This is a genomic window from Shinella sp. 1A1 (assembly GCF_055379515.1).
On sequence record NZ_AP039671.1, the window covers coordinates 2,710,279 to 2,728,284 of the forward strand.

Below are 18,006 nucleotides of genomic sequence, written 5' to 3' on the forward strand. Positions count from 1 at the left end.
ACGAAACCGGCGGCTGCATACGCCCATCTCAGACCGGACAGCACCATGAACGAGGCACGTCACCCGCACGGAACGTCGGCAACGGCTCCCGCCCTTTCGGAGCAGGAAAAGAACGTCATCATCGGCGGCGTCCTTCTCTCCATGCTCCTCGCCGCGCTCGACCAGACGATCGTCGCGCCCGCCATGCCGACCATCGGCCACGCGCTCGGCCATGCGGACTACCTGCCCTGGGTGGTGACGGGCTATCTCCTGACCGCAACGGCCATGGCGCCGCTCTACGGCAAGATCTCGGACGTGCACGGCCGCCGCACGACGATCTTCGCCGCCATCGTCATTTTCCTCATCGGCTCGCTGGTGAGCGCGCTGGCGCCCAACATGCTGACCCTGATCGTCGGCCGCGCCGTGCAGGGCCTCGGCGGTGGCGGCCTCTTCGCGCTGTCGCAGACGGTGATCGGCGACCTCGTGCCGCCGCGCGAGCGCGCCCGCTACGCCGCCTGGATCTCGGGAACATGGGCGGTCGCCAGCATTGCCGGCCCGCTCCTCGGCGGCACCTTCGCCGAACATCTCCACTGGTCGCTGATCTTCTGGATCAACATTCCGCTCGGCATCGTGGCGCTGGCGATCATCAACAACCCGCTGAAGAAGCTGCCGCGGGTGGCGCGCACGCACAGCATCGACGCGGCGGGCGCGACGCTGCTCGTCGCGGCAACCTCGCTGCTCCTTCTGGCGCTCAACTGGGGCGGCAGCACCTATCCCTGGCTTTCGCCCGAAATCCTCGGGCTCCTCGCCTGCTCTGTCGTGCTCTGGGCCCTCTTCGCGCTGCGCCTGCGCCATGCCGCCGAGCCGCTGATCTCGCTGGAGGTCCTCGCCGATCCCGTCGTGCGCTGGGGCACGATCGCCATCTTCCTCGTGCAGGCCGCCAATGTCGGCCTCTCTGTCTACCTTCCGGTCTATGTGCAGTCGGCCCACGGGCTGACGGCCGGCGGCTCGGGCATGGCGATGCTCGGCCTGCTGCTCGGCACCGTCTTCGGCGCCACGACGAGCGGCCGGGCGATCCCGCGCTTTACCCATTACAAGCGGATCGCCCTTGTCGGCGGCGTGCTCAGCCTGGTCTGCCTTGCCGCCCTTGCAACCGTCGCCGGCCGGTCGTCGCTGGTCGTGCTGGAGCTGCTGACCATCGGTGTCGGCTTCGGCACCGGCATGACGTTCCCGGTCACCACGGTTTCCGTGCAGAACGCTGTCGACCAGGCGCATCTCGGCGTCGCCACCGGCCTCCTCACCTTCCTGCGCTCGCTCGGCGGCGCCCTCGGCGTCGCGGCGCTGGGCGCCATCGCGCTCGGCAACGGCCTGCCGCTCGGCGGCGAGGGCGTGCAGGCGGCAGCAGCCGGCGCGGCCTCCGCCATGCCCTTCGCCTATATCTTCATCGCCTGCGCCCTCGCCATGGCGCTGTCGCTGGTCGTCTACCACCTCATGCCGGAACGCCCCCTGCGCGGCCGCGCCGAGAGCGAGATAGCGGCGGTCGTCGAATAGGCCCGGCCTCTGGCGCTACGCCGGCCGGCCATCGATGGCCTGCCGGTAGCCGGCGACCAGCCCGGCGGCCGTGCGGCGGAAGGCCTCGGCATCCCCTTGCCCGCGCATCGCCTCGAACCGGTCGATAAGGGCCGTCGCGACGATGACGCCATCCGCGACTTCCGCGACGGCCGCCGCCATGTCGGGCGTCTTGACGCCGAAGCCGACGAGGACGGGCAGGCGGCTGACCGTCCGGCAGCGCGCCACCGCATCCGAGATCGCCTCGATGGAGGCGGAAGGCCCGCCCGTCGGCCCGACGACGGGAATGCAATAGAGAAAGCCGCCGACGCCCTTGCTGGCGGAAACGAAATCCTCGGCCGGCAGCGACGGGGCGGCAAGCGGGATCATCACCAGCCCATGCCTGCCGAGCGCCTTCAGCAGCGGCTCGGCCTCGCGAAGCGGCAGGTCCGCGGCGATGAGGCCGTCGACGCCCGCCGCCGCGGCGCGCGCAGCAAAGGCCTCGTAGCCCATGGCGAGAAGCGGATTGGCATAGCCCATCAGCACGATGGGCGTCGTATCATCCTCCTCCCGGAAGGCGGCGCAGAGGTTCAGCGTGCGGGAGAGATTGCCGCCCGCCGCGAGCGCCCGCCGGTTGGCGGTCTGGATCGTCGCGCCGTCGAGAATGGGGTCCGAATAGGGATGGCCGATTTCCAGGAGATCGATGCCGTTTCCGACAAGCAGCCGCAGCCGCTCGAGGCTTTCGGCAAAATCCGGATCGCAGGCGACGGTGAAGGTGACGAAGGCGCTGCGACCCTTCGCCTTGAGGCGCCGGAACATGCGGTCGATGCGGTTGGGGGAACGTGCCATGGTCAGCTTTCCGGCCAGATGACGTCGAGGTCCTTGTCGCCGGCGGAAGCCACCATGACGACGACGGCGTCGTTGCGGTCGTAGAGCCGGGCGATGCGCTCGGCGGCCGCCACCGCATGGCCCGCCTCCAGCGAGACGAGGATCCCCTCGCTTTTCGCCAGCCGCAGCACGGCCTGGCGGGCCTCCTCGTCGGTGACGGCGACAGTCTCCACGCGGCCGCGCTCGACGAGATCGGCGATCTCCGGCGCCGAGCCCGGATAGGCGAGCCCCGGCGCGATCGAGGCAGTCGGCAGTATCTGGCCGTGTTCATCCGCCAGCACCAGCGTCTCGGCGCCGTGGAAGATGCCGCGCCGCCCCTTGCCGAGCCGGGCGGAATGCGGCGCATCCCCGCCGGACCGGCCGCCGGCCTCGACCGCGACGAGCCGGATCTGCGGATCGCCGACGAAGGCGGAGAAGATGCCGATGGTCGAGGAGCCGCCGCCGACCGCCGAGACGATGGCGCGCGGCAGCACGCCGGCCTCGATAAGCTGCAGCCGCGTCTCGCGGCCGATCACCGCCTGGAAGGCGCTGACCATGGCCGGATAGGGATGGGCGCCGATGGGCGCGCCGGCGAGATAGGCCGTCGTCGCGCTGTTGCCCATCCAGTGGCGGATGGCGGCGGAGGTCGCGGCGCTCAAGGTCCGGTCGGCATCCTCCACGATCCTGAGATCGGCCCCGAAGGCGCGCATCTTCCGGATCGTCGCGGCGTGCCGCGCCGCATCGCTGCTGCCCATGTAGATGATGCAGGAAAGCCCGAGCCGGGCGGCGACCGCCGCCGCCGCGACGCCGTTCTGGCCGGAGCCGGTATCCGTGACCACCGCGCCGAGCCCCATGCGCACGGCGAGGAGGCACTGGCCGAGCGCGGAATTGGCGTAGTTGCCGCCATTGAAGGTCAGGTCGTCGCGCTTGAGGATGATGCGCGCCCCGCCATTGGCCGAGGCGAGCGTCACCGTCTCGAAGACCGGCGTCGGCCGGCCGACGAAACGCTCCAGCAGGTCCTCGAAGGTGCGGCGGAAGGTCGGGTCCGCCCAGGCCTGGTCGAAGGCGGCTTCGAGGCGATCGAGCACCGGCAGCAGCACCGGCGCCACGAACTGCCCGCCGAACCGGCCATAGCGCCCCGGCCGCCTTCTTGCCGCGCCCGCCGCCGTCATGCCGTCCCCCGGCCGATGCGGCGCACCAGCACGGCGGAAAGGATGATCGTGCCGGTGATGATGTCCTGAAGGAAGGTCGAGACGCCGAGGATGGTAAGACCGTTACCGATGACGGCGATGATCGCCGCGCCGACCACCGTACCCGGCAGGTTCGCCTCGCCCTCGCGGAAAGCCGTCATACCGAGGAAGACGGCGGCATAGGCCGTCAGCAGATAGCCGCCCCCGCCCGTCGGGCTCGCGCTGCCGATGCGGGCCGTGAGCAGGATGCCGACCAGCGCCGAGAGAACCGCCGAGACGACGAAGGCCGCCGTCGTGTTGGAGACGATCCGGACGCCCGCCAGCCGCGCCGCCTCGCGGTTTCCGCCGATGGCATAGAGACGGCGGCCGAATTCCAGCTTGTCGAGCAGGACCCAGACGACGAGCGCAATGGCGATCAGCCACCAGGTCAGCGTCGGCAGACCGAGCATATGGCCGCGCGCCATGTCGCGGAAGCCGGCCGGGATATCGCCGAGCAGCGTCGCGCCGTCGGATATCCAGAAGGTGATGCCGCCGATGATCGTGCCGGTCGCGAGCGTCGCGATGAAGGAAAGCACCTGGAAGCGCGAGACCACATAGCCCGACACCGCGCCGAAGAGCGCCGCGACCGCCAGCACGAGGAGGCAGGCGAGCGGCGCGGGCACGCCGAGCTTGAAGAGATAGACGACGAAAATGCCGCCGAAGGAGACGATGGAGGCGGTCGAGAGGTCGAACTCGCCGACGGCCATCACCACCGTCGCGCCGATGGCGACGATGGCGAGCAGCGTCATCTGCTGGGTGATGTTGACGAGGTTCGACATGGAGCCGAACGCGCCCGGCGAGGCGATGGAGAAGACGACGACGATCGCGATGAGCGCGATGAGCGTTCCGTATTGTCTGACAAGGCCGGTCATGCGGCGGGTTCTCTTCTGGTCTCGTGATGGAATGCGGCGTCGATGATGCGCGGCGGCGCGATGGCCTCGCCCTCCAGCCGCGCCGTGATCTCGCCATTGGCGAAGACGGCGACGCGGTGCGAGAGTGCCAGCAATTCGTCCATGTCGCTGGTCGTCATCAGCACGGCCGCGCCCTCAGCGGCGATACGCCTGACGATGGCATGGATTTCCGCCTTGGCGCCGACATCGACCCCGCGCGTCGGCTCGTCGAGGATGAGGAGACGAATGCGCCCGCCGAACCAGCGGCCGAACAGCAGCTTCTGCTGGTTGCCGCCGGAAAGCGTCAGCGGTAGGGCCCAAGGCGAGCCCATCTTCACCGAAAGCTGCGTGCGGATATCCTCCGCCCGCGCCGCCAGCCGGCTGCGGCTGGTGACCGGCAGCACCGGATGGGACCGCACCCGCGAGAGATCGCTGATCGCCACGTTCTCCGCGATGGACCGGGCCGTCACCAGCCCTTCATGCCGGCGATCCTCCGGCACATAAGCGCCGCCGCGGCGGATACGCGCGTGGATATCGCCCGGCTTCAGGACATGGCCGTCGAGGAGGACCGTTCCGCCTTCCGTCCGGCGTGCGCCCCAGATCATCTTCATGAGGGACGACCGGCCTGCGCCGACCAGCCCGTAGAGGCCGAGGATCTCGCCTTCGCCAACCGTCAGCGACAGCGTGTTGCCGCGCTGCCCGAACGGCAGGTCGCGAACCTCCAGCACCGGCTTGCCGACGGCGGGCACGGAGGGACGGCCGGACGTGATCTCCTCGTGACCGGACATCATTCGCACCAGATTGGCCCGCGTCGTGCCCTGCATGATGCCTGTCCCGGCCGTCGCGCCGTTGCGCAACACCGTAAAGGCGTCGCAGATCTCGGCCACCTCGTCGAGCCGGTGGGAAATGTAGATGACGGCGACGCCGCGCGCCGCGAGCGTCCGCACCGCCTCGTGCAGCCGCCGCGCCTCGCCTTCGGAAAGCGAGGCCGTCGGCTCGTCCATCACGACCAGCCGCGCCGGCTCGTTCATCAGCGCGCGGATGATCTCGACGAGCTGTTTCTGCCCGGTCGTCAGCCGCCCCGCCGGCACGTCGAGCGGCAGGTCCGGCGCGATTGCCGCCGCCGTCGCCGCCACCGCGCGCCGCATGGCGGCCCGGTCGATGAAGGGGCCGCTCTTCGGATAGGACCGGCCGACGAAGGCGTTCTCGACGGCGTCGAACTGCGGCACGAGGCTGAGCTCCTGATGGATGAAGCGGAAGCCGAGCGCCTCCGCCTCCCGCACACTGCCGATCGCGATCGGCGCGCCGTCGACGCGGATTTCGCCGGCATCCGGCCGCACGAGGCCGGAGAGCGTCTTGATCAGCGTCGACTTGCCCGCGCCGTTCTCGCCGATGAGGCCATGCACCGAGCCGGCGGCCACGGAAAGGCTCGCCCCGGCCAGCGCCCGCGCGCCGCCGAAGCGTTTTTCGAGGCCCCGTATCTCGAGCAGCATGGCCGGCGATCCTTCGTTACGGGCAGGTCACGCCGAGCGTCTCGGGCGTGATCATGACGGCCGGAACGAAGAACTCGTCCTTGTCCGCCTTGCCGCCGCCGAGGATCTTCTCGAGCTGCTCGGCGCCGACGGCGGCCATCTTCGGGAAGTCCTGGCGGAAGGTCGCCTTGTAGCGCGTGCAGGACTTGATCATCTCGATCGCCTGCTCGCTGCCGTCGATGCCCATGATGATGAATTTGGCATCCGGCTTTTCCGATTCCGTCGCAAGCTCCGCGCCGACGCCCGGATCGTCCCAGGCCGCCCACACGCCGTTGATCTCGTCGCCGTGCTGGCGAAGGATGTTCTCCATCGCGATGCGGCCGTCGTCGACCGGCCCCGGCACCTTCACGAAATGATCGGCGATGACCTTCACGTCGGGGTTCTTCTTCAGCGCCTCGTCGAGCGCCAGTTCGCGCTGGTGCACGCCCGGATGCGCCGAATGGAAGAATTTTACGATATTGCCCTTGCCGCCGAGCGCCTTGAAGAGCGCGTCGGAAAGCTGGGTGCCGAGGTCGAAATTGTTGGAGGTGACGTTGACCGCGACATGCGCGTTCTTCGAGCCGTCGAGCGAGATCACCGGGATGCCGGCATTCGCGGCAAGCGTCACCTGGTCCTCGACCTGCGCCGGATCCGTCGAGACCAGCACGATGGCCGAGGCCTTGGCGTTGATCGTGTCTTCCATGCGCGAGGCGAGCTGGCCGAAATCGCTGCGGGTGTCGATGATGGTGACGTTCCAGCCGCGCTTCTCGCCCTCCGCCTTGAAGCTCTGCGCCATCTCGTTGGTCGGCACCGAGCTGATATAGGGCGTCAGGATGGTGACGTCGGTGGCGAAGGCGGCCGAAGCAGACGCCATGAGTGTCGCGATAGACGCTGCAAATGCGAATTTCTTCATTGGGGTTCTCCTCTCCGGAAAGATCGTTTTTTTCATTGGGTGCGGATCAGCCCGATGGGGCGAAGCGCATCGATGGCGTTGCGATAGGCGTGGAACATGGCGTCGTAGCGCGCCGCGCGCCGCGGATCGGGCTCGAAGACCCGCTCGACGCTGGTCATCGCCGGCACGGCCTCGGCAATCGAGCCGAAGGCGCCGATGCCGACGGCCGCGAGGATCGCCGCGCCGAGGCAGCCGACATCGACGAAGGCGAAGCGATGCAGCGGAATGCCGAGGCAATCGGCGCGGATCTGGCTCCAGAGGTCCGAGCGCCCGCCGCCGCCGCCATAGAGCATGTGGTCCGGCCGGAAGCCCGCCGCATCGATGAGCGCGCCCATGGCATGGCGCGCCGCCAGCGCCACGCCTTCCAGCACGGCGAGCGCGAAATCCGGCCCGCCGGCCCGGCTGTCGAGGCCGATGAAGGCGCCGCGAATCTCGGAATCCCAGAGCGGTGCGCGCTCGCCTTCGAGATGTGGCAGGAAGAGGATCGGCCGGTCGTCGCGGCTGGCAAGGCCGGCGAGCCGCGGCACGTCGCCCGGCTCCACGCCCGCCGTCGCCGCCCACCAGCGCAGCGAATCCGCCCCGCTCTGCGTCGGGCCGGCATTGACCACTAGCCCGTCGATGGTAGCGAAAGTGACGATGCCGGGCGCGCCGATGCGCTGCGATCCGGCCAGCGCCAGAATCTCGGAGGTGCCGCTGACATACATGCCCTGCCCCGGTCGGCAGACGCCGCAGCCGAAGAGATTGCCCCAGGCATCCATCGTGCCCGTCACCACCGGCACCTTGCAACCGGAAGAACCAAGCATCATCTCGCCGGCGATCTCGGTGAAGTGCCTGAGCGGCGGCAGCTTGCCGGCCGCGCCGGGCACCCGGGCGATCAGCGCGTCGATATAGCGGAGGTCCTGCCCGACATGGCCGAAGGCGGAGATGGGATCGGACGAGGCTTCGCCCGTCAGGTGCAGGAGGCAGAAATCACGCGTCGAGAGAACCTGATGCGTGCGCTCCCAGAGATCGGGATGGTGCCTGGCGAACCACATCATCTTCGCCAGCACATGGCTCGCGCCGATCGGCATTTCGGCGCCCCACCAGCTGCGCTTTTCCGCTGATGTGATCGTGGCATCCAGCGCCGCCGCTTCCGCGCCGGCGCGAATATCCTGCCAGCAGATCGCCGGCGCCAGCGGTTTGCCGTCCCGGTCGACGAAGACATCCGTATTAACTTGGCTGCAGAGGCCGACCGCGCGGATATCGGCCGAATTGCGGCCGACGAGCAGGGCGTCGATCGCATCGCGGATGCCGTCGAGCCAGTGCTGCGGGTCCTGCTCCACCATGCCGGATGCGGGACGCTCGGTCGGGTAGCCGCGGCTCCAATGGTCGAGCACCGTGCCGTTCATGTCGAACAGCGCCGCCTTGATCGAGGTCGAACCGACATCGAAGCCGATCAGCATTTCATTCTCCCGCCCGCCGCCCTCACGCGGCGTCCGGGCGGACATTAGGGTCCCGTCATGAAGCTGTCATGGGGAATGATGCCGCGGCGGGGCGACCCGGCGCGAATTCTGCAGGATGTGGATAGTGCCGGCCGGGGCCGGCGCCGTCAGTGATCGCGGCGGATATCCGCCGAGGGAAGCACGCCGAAGGCCTCCCTGTAGGTGGCGGAAAAGCGGCCAAGGTGATGGATGCCGACGCGGCGTGCCGCCTCGGCCGCGCAAAGGCCCTCCTCGCGGATCAGCCGGCGCGCCGCCTCCATGCGGATGCGCGTCAGGATCTCATACGGCGTGCGCTGGTAATAGGTCCGGAATCCTTCGTAGAGCGCCCGCTCGGAAACGCCGATCTCGCCCGCGATCACCGGCATCAGCAGGCGTTCGGCATAGCGGGATCGCAGCGCATCCATCGCCTGCTTCACATGGCGGGGCGAAACATGCAGCCGCTCGGGGATCACCGATGCGGCGCTGGTGAAGGCGACATTGCCGAGGAGCTGGTCGACGACGGAGCCGAGCGCCGCGTCGACGGCCTGCGGCGCATCCGAAAAGGCGTCGTCCGCAAGCATTTCGGAAAAGGCGCTGAGGACCGAGGCGAGCTGCCGCCCATGCCGGCTGGAAAGGTCGATGACGGGATTGAACACCGGATTGCCGCCGCCGCGCCGGCGCGATATCGCTGCCAGGCGCTCCTCGACCAGCCTGCGGTCAATCTGCAGCATCCACTGCCGCGTGCCCCGCCGCCAGCGCGACTGGAACTTCGGCCCCGGCGACAGGATCAGCGCCTTGCCCGCTTCCGAGCGGATGGTCTCGGTTCCGAAGGCGATGTCCACGCCGCCGGAGACCGGCATTTCGAGCATGTAGAAATCCTCGAAGCGGGAACTGATCGTGACCTCGTGGCCATATTGCAGGAAATTGAAGCCGGAGCCGGAGAACTGCACGCAGCGATGACGGAAATCGACGGCACCGGTCCGGTCCTGCGGCGCCAGCCGGTGGTCGCAATAGGAGGCCGAGAGGTAGGCTTCCGCCTCCCCGAGAGCCGTCGCCCTTGTTTCCCTGACCTCCAACGACAAGCTTCGCCCTCTGCCCCCTGTTCGACGGTGCCACTATTGCAATGGCGGGCGGCAACGGCAAGGCTTCCTTGCGACGCTTTGTCCGGAAGCGGTGGATGACAGATGCACATGCAGGCAATATACAGTCAATATCCGCAGCGCATGGAATCCCCGGCATGAAGAACTGGCATCCCGATCTCGGCCAAAGTGACAGCCCCCTCTACATGGCGATCGCCGACCTGATCGCGGCGGACCTGCGCAGCGGGCTGCTGGCGGCCGGCGACAAGCTGCCGACGCACCGGGCGCTGGCCAAGCGCCTTGCCATCGACGTTACCACGGTGGCGCGCGGCTATCTGGAGGCACAGAAGCGCGGGCTCGTGCAATCGCATGTCGGCCGCGGTACCTTCGTGACCGGCAATGCCGCGGCCCCGGCCGGCGTCCCGCCTGCCGACACGCCCGCCGATCCGCGTCGCGCCGCCATCGTCGACCCGTCGATGAACATGCCGCCCGAGCCCGACGATCCAGCCCTTCTCGCCCGCATGCGCGGCGGGCTCGCTACGCTTTCGGCCGATCTCGTCCCACTCCTGCGCTATCAGGGCTTCGGCGGCGCGGCCGTGGACAAGGAGGCCGCCGCGCTGTGGCTCGCGCGCCGCGGCCTCACGCCGCCGCAGGAGCGCATCTTCGTCACGCCGGGCACGCACCCAACGCTGCTTGCGATCCTCGGTACGCTCGCCGCCGCCGGGGACACGGTGCTCTCGGAAAACATCACCTATCCCGGCATCCGCTCCATCGCCGCCCAGCTCCGCCTGCGCCTTGCCGGCCTGCCGATGGACGGCGACGGCATCCTGCCGGACGCCTTCGCGGCGGCCTGCGAGCGCGACAGGCCGAAGGCGCTCTATCTCAATCCGACGCTGCACAATCCCCTGACATTGACCATGCCCGCCGCGCGCCGCGCGGAAATCGCCGCCGTGGCGCAAAGATACCGCGTGCCCATCGTCGAGGACGACGCCTACGGCTTCATTCCCGCCGACGGGCCGGCGCCCCTTGCCGCCCATGCGCCGGACCTCACCTGGCATATCGGCGGCCTTTCGAAATGCATCGGCGCGGGCCTGCGCCTTGCCTATGTCGCCGCGCCGGACGACAGCCGCGCGCTCTGGTCCTTCGCCGGCGCGATGCGGGCCGGCAGTGTCATGGCCTCGCCGCTCACCGCCGCGCTCGCGACGCGCTGGACCGAGGACGGCACGGTCGAGGCGATCCTCGCGGCCCTCCGCATCGAAACGGCGGAGCGCCAGGCGCTCGCCGCAAGCCTGCTGCCGGCAGGCAGCCATGCCGCCGACCCGCTGAGCTTCAACATCTGGCTGCCCCTGCCGCATGGCTGGACCCGCTCCACCTTCAGCGCCTATATGCGCGACAGCGGCCTCGGCGTCGTCGCGAGCGACGCCTTCACGGTCGACGGCACGCCGCCGGAGGCCGTGCGCGTCTGCCTCGGCGGCCCCATCGCCCGCCCGCAGCTCCGCTCCGCCCTCGAATTCATGGCGCATGCCCTCGAAGGCCCGCCCGAAATGGCCGGCTCGTTCTTCTGAATCAATCCTCTTCCCGCCCTCGGACAGCCGCGCGCGATCTCCGCCCGCGCGCCTGCGTCAGTATGTCTGCTCGACAGATTGACTGCATTCAAGCATCCATATGACAGCATTAATGATTGGATTGAATGCCATGGAAAGGATGCATGCCATGAATGACACCTATCCCTCGCTGCCACCGATGCAGACGGGGATCCGCGGCCGCTGCCCGCGTTGCGGCCAGGGTCATCTCTTCAAGGGGTTCCTGACCCTCGCGCCGAAATGCGAGGCCTGCGGCCTCGACTATTCCTTCGCCGACCCGGCGGACGGTCCCGCCTTCTTCGTCATCTGCTTCGCCTGCGTGCCGAGCGTCGCGCTCGCCGTCTGGCTGGAGGTCGCCTTCGGCGCCTCGCTGCTGACGCAGCTTCTGGTGACCGGCCCCTTCATGCTGCTCACCTGCATTCCGCCGTTGCGCCCGCTCAAGGGCTGGCTCGTCGCAAGCCAGTTCTTCTACAAGGCGGAAGAGGGCAAGCTGGTGCGCCGGCAGGAATAGAGGCAGCCCGCGGTCCACACCCGGAACGCCTCCTGCCAAAGGACAATTGAACAGCGGCCTCAGGCCGGCTAAAGAGGCCCCGTGCCCCGTCTTCCGGGACACTTTCACCGGGCCGCAAGACACGTTAAAGCTTTTCGTGAGACCGAGAGCGACAGGATGTGACAGCGGGTCGCCCCCAACCGGATGGCCTTGCATCTCGCAAGGGCACCGCAGCGATGCTATCTCCTCCAGGATCTGACTGAAAGCGTGAACCGAACATGACACTTCCAACCGCCGCGGGCAGCACCGCCTCGCATGAGCGAGCGGATCTTGCGCCCATGGTTACCTTCGAAGGCGTGACCAAGCGCTACGGCACGGCCGCGGACGCCTTCCTCGCCCTCGACGGCGTCGACATGACGGTCGGGCGCGGCGCGATCACCGGCATCATCGGCCGCTCGGGCGCGGGGAAATCGACGCTCATCCGCCTCGTCAACGGGCTGGAAAAGGCGACCTCCGGCAGGGTCGTCGTCGACGGCACGGAAGTCGGCGGGCTGAACGACGCGGGCCTCAGGGGCCTGCGCCGCGAAGTCGGCATGATCTTCCAGCACTTCAATCTCCTGTCCTCGCGCACCGCCTTCGACAATGTCGCCCTGCCGCTCGAGATCGCCGGGCTGGACCGCGCCGCGATCCGCGCGAAGGTCGGCCCGCTTCTCGATCTCGTCGGCCTCGGCGACAAGGCGGAGCGCTACCCTTCCGAACTTTCCGGCGGACAGAAGCAGCGCGTCGGCATCGCCCGCGCGCTCGCCACCGCGCCGAAGCTGCTGCTCTCCGACGAGGCGACTTCGGCGCTCGACCCGGAAACCACCCAGTCGATCCTCGCCCTTCTCAAGCAGATCAACGCCGATCTCGGCCTGACGGTGCTGCTGATCACGCATGAGATGGAGGTGGTGAAGACCATCGCCTCGCATGTCGCGGTCATCGACAAGGGCCGCATCGTCGAGCAGGGGCCGACCTTCGACATCTTCACGGCGCCGAAGCACGAGACGACGAAGATCCTTCTTTCCTCCACGCTCGGCACCAGCCTGCCGGAATGGCTGCGGTCCGGCGTGAAGGCCGCGCCCTCGGCGGGCGACCGCGTCCTCGTGCGTCTCACCTTCTTCGGCGCAACGGCCTTCCAGCCGCTGACGGCGCGGCTCGTCACCGAGATCGGCGGCAACGTCAACATCCTCGCCGGCTCCATCGAGGAGATTGCGGGCGAGCCCTTCGGCACGCTGGTCGTCGCCTATCCGGCGACGCCCGAGGTCATCGAGCGCGCCGATCGCTTCTATGCCGCAACCGGCCTTTCCACGGAGGTGCTCGGCTATGTCGCCTGACATGCTTTTCGACCTGCTCTGGAAGTCCCTGCTGCAGACGCTGCACATGGTCGCCGTCTCCGGCCTCGTCGGCTCGCTGATCGGCCTGCCGATCGGCGTGTTCCTTGCCACCTCCGGCCGGAACGAGCTCTTCCCCGCGCCGGCGCTGAACTATGCCATCGGGCTGATCGTCAACGCGGCGCGCTCGACGCCCTTCATCATCCTCGTCGTCGCGATCATTCCCTTCACCCGCCTCCTGACCGGCACGTCGATCGGCACCACGGCGGCCATCGTGCCGCTGACCATCGCGACCGTTCCCTTCTTCGCGCGTCTCGTCGAAGCGGCGATCCGGGAAATCGACAAGGGGCTGATCGAGGCGGCCCGCGCCATGGGCGCGACACCCATGCAGATCGTCTTCAAGGTGCTTCTCGCCGAGGCCCGCCCGGCGATCCTGCTTGCCTTCACCATGACCATCGTCAGCCTGATCGGCTATTCGGCCATGGTCGGCGCGGTCGGCGGCGGCGGTCTCGGCGACCTCGGCATCCGCTACGGCTACCAGCGCTTCATGCCCGAGGTGATGCTGGCCGTGGTGGTCGTGCTTATCGTCCTCGTGCAGCTCGTCCAGAGCGCGGGTGACGCGCTCGCCCGGCGCTTCGACAAGCGTAACCGCAAGAGCTGACGCCTTTCCTTTCAAATCCATGTAACCTCAAGGAGATACACATGATGAAGTTCCTCGTCTCGGCGGCCCTCGCCGCCCTCATCAGCGTTCCGGCGCTCGCCGAAGACATCAAGATCGGCGTCACGCCCGGCGAGCACGCGCAGATCATGGAGAAGGTCAAGGACGTCGCCGCCAAGAAGGGCCTCAACATCGAGATCCTGGAATTCTCCGACTATGTCGTGCCGAACCAGGCGCTGGCCGATGGCGACCTCAACGCCAATTCCTTCCAGCACCAGCCCTATCTCGACAACCAGATCGCCGACCGCGGCTTCGATCTCGTCAGCGTCGGCAAGACCATCACCACGCCGATGGGCGTCTATTCCAAGAAGGTGAAGAACCTCGGCGAGCTTGCCGAAGGCGCGACCGTCGCCATCCCGAACGACCCGACGAACGGCGGCCGCGCGCTGCTCATCCTCGCCAAGGAAGGCCTTATCAAGGTCAAGCCGGAAGCGGGCCTGAAGGCCGGCCCCGCCGACGTCATCGAGAACCCGAAGAACATCCAGTTCTCCGAACTCGACGCCGCGCAGCTCCCCCGCTCGCTGGATGACGTCGACGCCGCCGTCATCAACACGAACTATGCGATGGAAGCGGGCCTTCACCCGAAGACCGACGCCATCGCCATGGAAGGCAGCGAGTCGCCCTATGCCAACGTGATCGTCGTGCGCCGCGCCGACAAGGACGCCCCCTGGGTCAAGACCCTTGTCGAAGCCTATCACGACGACAGCATCAAGGCCTTCATCAACGACGAGTTCAAGGGCGCCCTGATCCCCGCCTGGTAAGCCCAAGGCACCAGCCCGAGCATGCGATGCGGCGCTCTTCCAGACGGAAGGGCGCCGTATCCGTTTCCGGCCCCATCTGGCCACGCGGAACAATCACGGCCCGTCCGCATTGCACCCGCTTTGAAGCGGGAGTGCGGATGTGGCACCGAGAGCGAACTGGAAAGGTTTCCTGAAGGTGGGCGAGCTGGTCTGCCCGGTCGCGCTCTACACCGCCGCCTCGACGAGCGAGCGCATTTCCTTCCACATGCTCAACCGGCGCACCGGCAACCGGCTGCACCGGGAATTCGTCGACAGCCAGACGGGCAAGGTGGTGGAGCGCGAGGACCAGGCGAAGGGCTACGAGGCCGGCGAGAACGACTATATCGTGCTCGACGCCGAGGAAGTCGCCTCGGCGGTGCCGCAGAGCGACAAGACGATGGATATCGAGGCCTTCATCGCCTGCGCCGATATCGACGACCTCTATTTCGACAAGCCCTATTATCTCGCGCCGTCCGACCGCCACGGCGCGGAGGCCTTCGCGCTGATCCGCGACGGCATGAAGGCGAAGGACGTGGCGGCGCTCGCCGCCACCGTGCTCTTCCGCCGCATGCGCCCCCTCATCATCCGCCCGCATGGCGAAGGCCTCGTCGCCACCACGCTCAACTACGACTACGAAGTGCGCCCGGCCGAAGAGGCCTTCGCGGACATTCCCGATATCAGGCTGAAGGGCGAGATGCTGGACCTCGCCGAGCACATCATCCGCACCAAGAGCGGCCGTTTCGACCCGAAGACATTCGACGACCGCTACGATGCCGCGCTGGCCGAGGTGGTGAAGGCGAAGATCGAAGGCCGCAAGATCAGGCCCGTCAGGCCGAAGGCCGAGGGCAAGGTCATCGACCTCATGGAAGCGCTGCGCCAGAGCGCCGGCGAGACGGGCAAGCCCGGCAAGGCAAAACGCGGCGGCGCGAAAAAGGCCGCATCGACACGCAAGCCGGCAGCGACCCGGCGAAAGGCAGGGTGACCCATGGCGACGCTGGACGTCTACCGGCAGAAACGCGACTTCACGTCCACCGGCGAGCCGAAGGGCAGGAAGGGCCGCAGGAGCGGCCACAGCTTCGTCATCCAGAAGCACGACGCCACGCGGTTGCATTACGACTTCCGCCTCGAAATGGACGGGGTGCTGAAAAGCTGGGCGGTGACGCGCGGCCCCAGCCTCGTGCCGAGCGAGAAGCGCCTCGCCGTGCATGTGGAGGACCACCCGCTGGAATACGGCGACTTCGAGGGCACGATCCCCAAGGGCGAATATGGCGGCGGCACGGTGATCGTCTGGGATCGCGGCACCTGGACGCCGCTCGGCGACGCCCGCAAGGCCTATGCCAAGGGCCATATGGAATTCGAGCTCGACGGCGAGAAGCTGCACGGCCGCTGGCATCTCGTGCGCATGCACGGCAGGCCGGGCGAAAAGCGCGAGAACTGGCTGCTGATCAAGGGCGAGGACGAATTCGCGGTGCCCGAGGGCGAGGACGACCTTCTCGAAGAGCGGCCGGAATCGGTGAAGACCGGGCGAGACATCGCCGATGTCGCCGGCGAGGAACCCGGCTGGTCCTCGAAGACCGGACGCATCCGCAAATCGGCCGCCGGAAAGACGGCGAGGGCGAAGAAGACGGAGCCGGCGGCCGAGGAGGCCACGGCCCCCGACCCCGCCGGCCTCAAGGGTTCCCGCAAGGCGAAACTGCCCGACTTCCTGCCCCCGACGCTGGCGACGCTGGCCGCTTCCCCGCCGGTCGGCGAGCGCTGGCTGCACGAAATCAAGTTCGACGGCTACAGGCTTCAGGCCCGCATCGAAGCCGGCCGCGTGAAGCTCCTCACCCGCAGCGGGCTCGACTGGACGAAGAAATTCGGCAAGGCCGTCGTCTCGGCACTCAAGGACCTGCCCGTCGGCACGGCGCTGATCGACGGCGAGCTTGTCGTGGAGAACGGCGCCGGCGCATCGGACTTCTCCGCGCTTCAGGCCGATCTCAGCGAGGGGCGCGACGACCGGTTCGTCTTCTACCTCTTCGACCTTCTCCATCTCGACGGCTACGACCTGACGCGCATGCCGCTGGAGGAGCGAAAATCCCTGCTCGAAAAGCTCGTGCCGGGAACCGGGGGCATCCTGCGCTACAGCCAGCATTTCGACGAGAACGGCGCGCTGGTGCTGAACCACGCCTGCCGCCTCAGCCTCGAGGGCGTCGTCTCGAAACTGCGCGACGCGCCGTATCGGGAAGGGCGCAGCAAGAGCTGGATCAAGTCGAAATGCTCGGCGCGGCAGGAATTCGTCATCGGCGGCTATGTCCCCTCCACCGTCTCGCGCCAGGCGATCGGCTCGCTGGTGCTCGGCGTCTACCGCAACGGCAAGCTGGACCCCGTCGGCCGCGTCGGCACCGGCTTCAGCGCGAGCGTCGCCGCCGATCTCTTCCGGCGGCTGAACCGCATGCGGACGGACGAGAGCCCCTTTTCCCGCAAGCTGACGGCGGAGGAAGCCCGGCAGGCGCGCTATGTGCGGCCGGAACTGGTGGCGGAAGTGGAATTCCGGGCCTGGACGGCCGACGGGCATCTGCGCCATGCTGCCTTCCGGGGCCTGAGGGAAGACAAGCCAGCCACGGAGGTCGTTGCCGAAGTGCCGAAGTCGAAAGCCACCGAAAAAGCCGCGGCCGCCCCCCGGGCCGAAAAGCCGCCACGCCGCACCGTGCGCCTCACCCATCCCGACCGGGTCTACTGGCCCGCCGAGGGTGTCACCAAGGAGGGGCTTGCGGATTATTACACGGACGTCTGGCGCTATATCGCGCCGCATATCGTCGGCCGGCCGCTCGCCCTCTTGCGCGCGCCGGGCGGCATCGACGGGCAGACCTTCTTCCAGAAGCACGCCTGGAAGGGCATCAACGCCCATGTCGTCGAGGTGCAGGACCCGGCGGAGAAGGACGACGAGCCCTATGTCGCCATCGAGGATCTCGACGGCCTGATGGGGCTGGTGCAGGCGGGTACGCTGGAAATCCACCCCTGGGGCTCGACGCTGGCCGACTGGGAGCGGCCGGACCGCATCATCATGGACCTCGACCCCGGCGAGGGCGTGGCATGGCAGGCCGTCATCGACGCGGCGGAGGAGACCCGCAAGCGTCTCGAAGCGGCGGGCCTTGCGGCCTTCGTGAAGACCTCCGGCGGCAAGGGCCTGCATGTCTGTGCCCCGCTCAAGCCCTCCGCGCGCTGGCCTTCCGTCAAGGCCTTCTGCAAGGGCATCGCCGACGCCATGGCGAAGGACAGCCCCGACAAATACGTCTCCACCATCACCAAGTCGAAACGGCACGGCAAGATCCTCATCGATTACCTGCGCAACCAGCGCGGCATGACCGCCGTGGCGCCCTATTCCACGCGCGCCCGCCCCGGCGCGGCGGTCTCCATGCCGCTGGCATGGAGCGAGCTCAGCCCCGATATCGGCCCGGCCTATTTCACCGTCGACAACACGCCGACGCGCCTTGCGGCGCTTCGCTCCGACCCGTGGGAGGATTTCAGGAAGGCGGCCAAGCCGCTGAAGGCGAAGGCGGGGGGCTGAG

15 protein-coding genes are annotated in these 18,006 nt (G+C 68.1%); 8 read left to right on the plus strand and 7 right to left on the minus strand.

From position 1 onward, the window contains the following. The first annotated feature begins 45 nt into the window (after nt 1-45). Entirely contained in the window at nt 46-1,530 is a 1,485-nt protein-coding gene (locus ACZ48C_RS13275) for an MDR family MFS transporter (protein ID WP_464781374.1), read from the plus strand. Between the two features lie 15 nt (nt 1,531-1,545). Here ACZ48C_RS13275 and trpA read toward each other — a convergent pair whose 3' ends face one another. The 7 genes from trpA to ACZ48C_RS13310 form a co-directional block, all read right to left on the minus strand. Further along, entirely contained in the window at nt 1,546-2,376 is an 831-nt protein-coding gene (gene trpA, locus ACZ48C_RS13280) for a tryptophan synthase subunit alpha (RefSeq protein WP_464781375.1), read from the minus strand. A gap of 2 nt (nt 2,377-2,378) precedes the next feature. Beyond that, nucleotides 2,379-3,566 carry a tryptophan synthase subunit beta gene (gene trpB / locus ACZ48C_RS13285; protein WP_464781376.1) on the minus strand — a complete coding sequence of 396 codons (1,188 nt, stop codon included), beginning with the start codon at nt 3,564-3,566 and terminating at the stop codon, nt 2,379-2,381. Continuing rightward, nucleotides 3,563-4,495, minus strand: coding sequence for an ABC transporter permease (locus ACZ48C_RS13290; protein ID WP_464781377.1), 933 nt, complete (start codon nt 4,493-4,495; stop codon nt 3,563-3,565). The genes trpB and ACZ48C_RS13290 overlap by 4 nt, the downstream gene beginning before the upstream one ends. Then, on the minus strand, nt 4,492-6,006 hold the full coding sequence (locus ACZ48C_RS13295; RefSeq protein ID WP_464781378.1) for a sugar ABC transporter ATP-binding protein: 1,515 nt from the start codon (nt 6,004-6,006) through the stop codon (nt 4,492-4,494). The genes ACZ48C_RS13290 and ACZ48C_RS13295 overlap by 4 nt, the downstream gene beginning before the upstream one ends. 16 nt (nt 6,007-6,022) lie before the next feature. Beyond that, nucleotides 6,023-6,937 (minus strand): sugar ABC transporter substrate-binding protein, encoded by a 915-nt coding sequence (locus ACZ48C_RS13300; RefSeq protein ID WP_464781379.1) that lies wholly within the window; start codon nt 6,935-6,937, stop codon nt 6,023-6,025. 32 nt (nt 6,938-6,969) lie between these two features. Beyond that, entirely contained in the window at nt 6,970-8,418 is a 1,449-nt protein-coding gene (locus ACZ48C_RS13305; RefSeq protein ID WP_464781380.1) for a xylulokinase, read from the minus strand. A 146-nt stretch (nt 8,419-8,564) separates the two neighbouring features. Further along, entirely contained in the window at nt 8,565-9,518 is a 954-nt protein-coding gene (locus ACZ48C_RS13310; protein ID WP_464781381.1) for an AraC family transcriptional regulator, read from the minus strand. A gap of 155 nt (nt 9,519-9,673) precedes the next feature. Here ACZ48C_RS13310 and ACZ48C_RS13315 point away from each other — a divergent pair, with 155 nt between their 5' ends. From ACZ48C_RS13315 to ligD, 7 genes are all read left to right on the plus strand, one after another. After that, nucleotides 9,674-11,080 carry an aminotransferase-like domain-containing protein gene (locus ACZ48C_RS13315; RefSeq protein WP_464781382.1) on the plus strand — a complete coding sequence of 469 codons (1,407 nt, stop codon included), beginning with the start codon at nt 9,674-9,676 and terminating at the stop codon, nt 11,078-11,080. Between the two features lie 148 nt (nt 11,081-11,228). Further along, nucleotides 11,229-11,609 carry a DUF983 domain-containing protein gene (locus tag ACZ48C_RS13320; RefSeq protein WP_119256775.1) on the plus strand — a complete coding sequence of 127 codons (381 nt, stop codon included), beginning with the start codon at nt 11,229-11,231 and terminating at the stop codon, nt 11,607-11,609. A 317-nt stretch (nt 11,610-11,926) separates the two neighbouring features. Next, nucleotides 11,927-12,961: a methionine ABC transporter ATP-binding protein gene (locus tag ACZ48C_RS13325; RefSeq protein WP_464781383.1), complete on the plus strand. Its 1,035-nt coding sequence runs from the start codon at nt 11,927-11,929 to the stop codon at nt 12,959-12,961. Next, nucleotides 12,951-13,619 (plus strand): methionine ABC transporter permease, encoded by a 669-nt coding sequence (locus tag ACZ48C_RS13330; RefSeq protein ID WP_119256482.1) that lies wholly within the window; start codon nt 12,951-12,953, stop codon nt 13,617-13,619. Before ACZ48C_RS13325 ends, ACZ48C_RS13330 begins: the two co-directional genes overlap by 11 nt. 41 nt (nt 13,620-13,660) lie before the next feature. Beyond that, entirely contained in the window at nt 13,661-14,437 is a 777-nt protein-coding gene (locus tag ACZ48C_RS13335; RefSeq protein ID WP_119256483.1) for a MetQ/NlpA family ABC transporter substrate-binding protein, read from the plus strand. Between the two features lie 139 nt (nt 14,438-14,576). Beyond that, entirely contained in the window at nt 14,577-15,437 is an 861-nt protein-coding gene (gene ku / locus ACZ48C_RS13340) for a non-homologous end joining protein Ku (RefSeq protein WP_464781384.1), read from the plus strand. A 3-nt stretch (nt 15,438-15,440) separates the two neighbouring features. Continuing rightward, the gene (gene ligD, locus ACZ48C_RS13345) at nt 15,441-18,005 is read left to right on the plus strand and encodes a DNA ligase D (RefSeq protein WP_464781385.1); all 2,565 of its coding nucleotides are present in this window, start codon (nt 15,441-15,443) and stop codon (nt 18,003-18,005) included. The last annotated feature ends 1 nt before the right edge of the window (nt 18,006 follow it).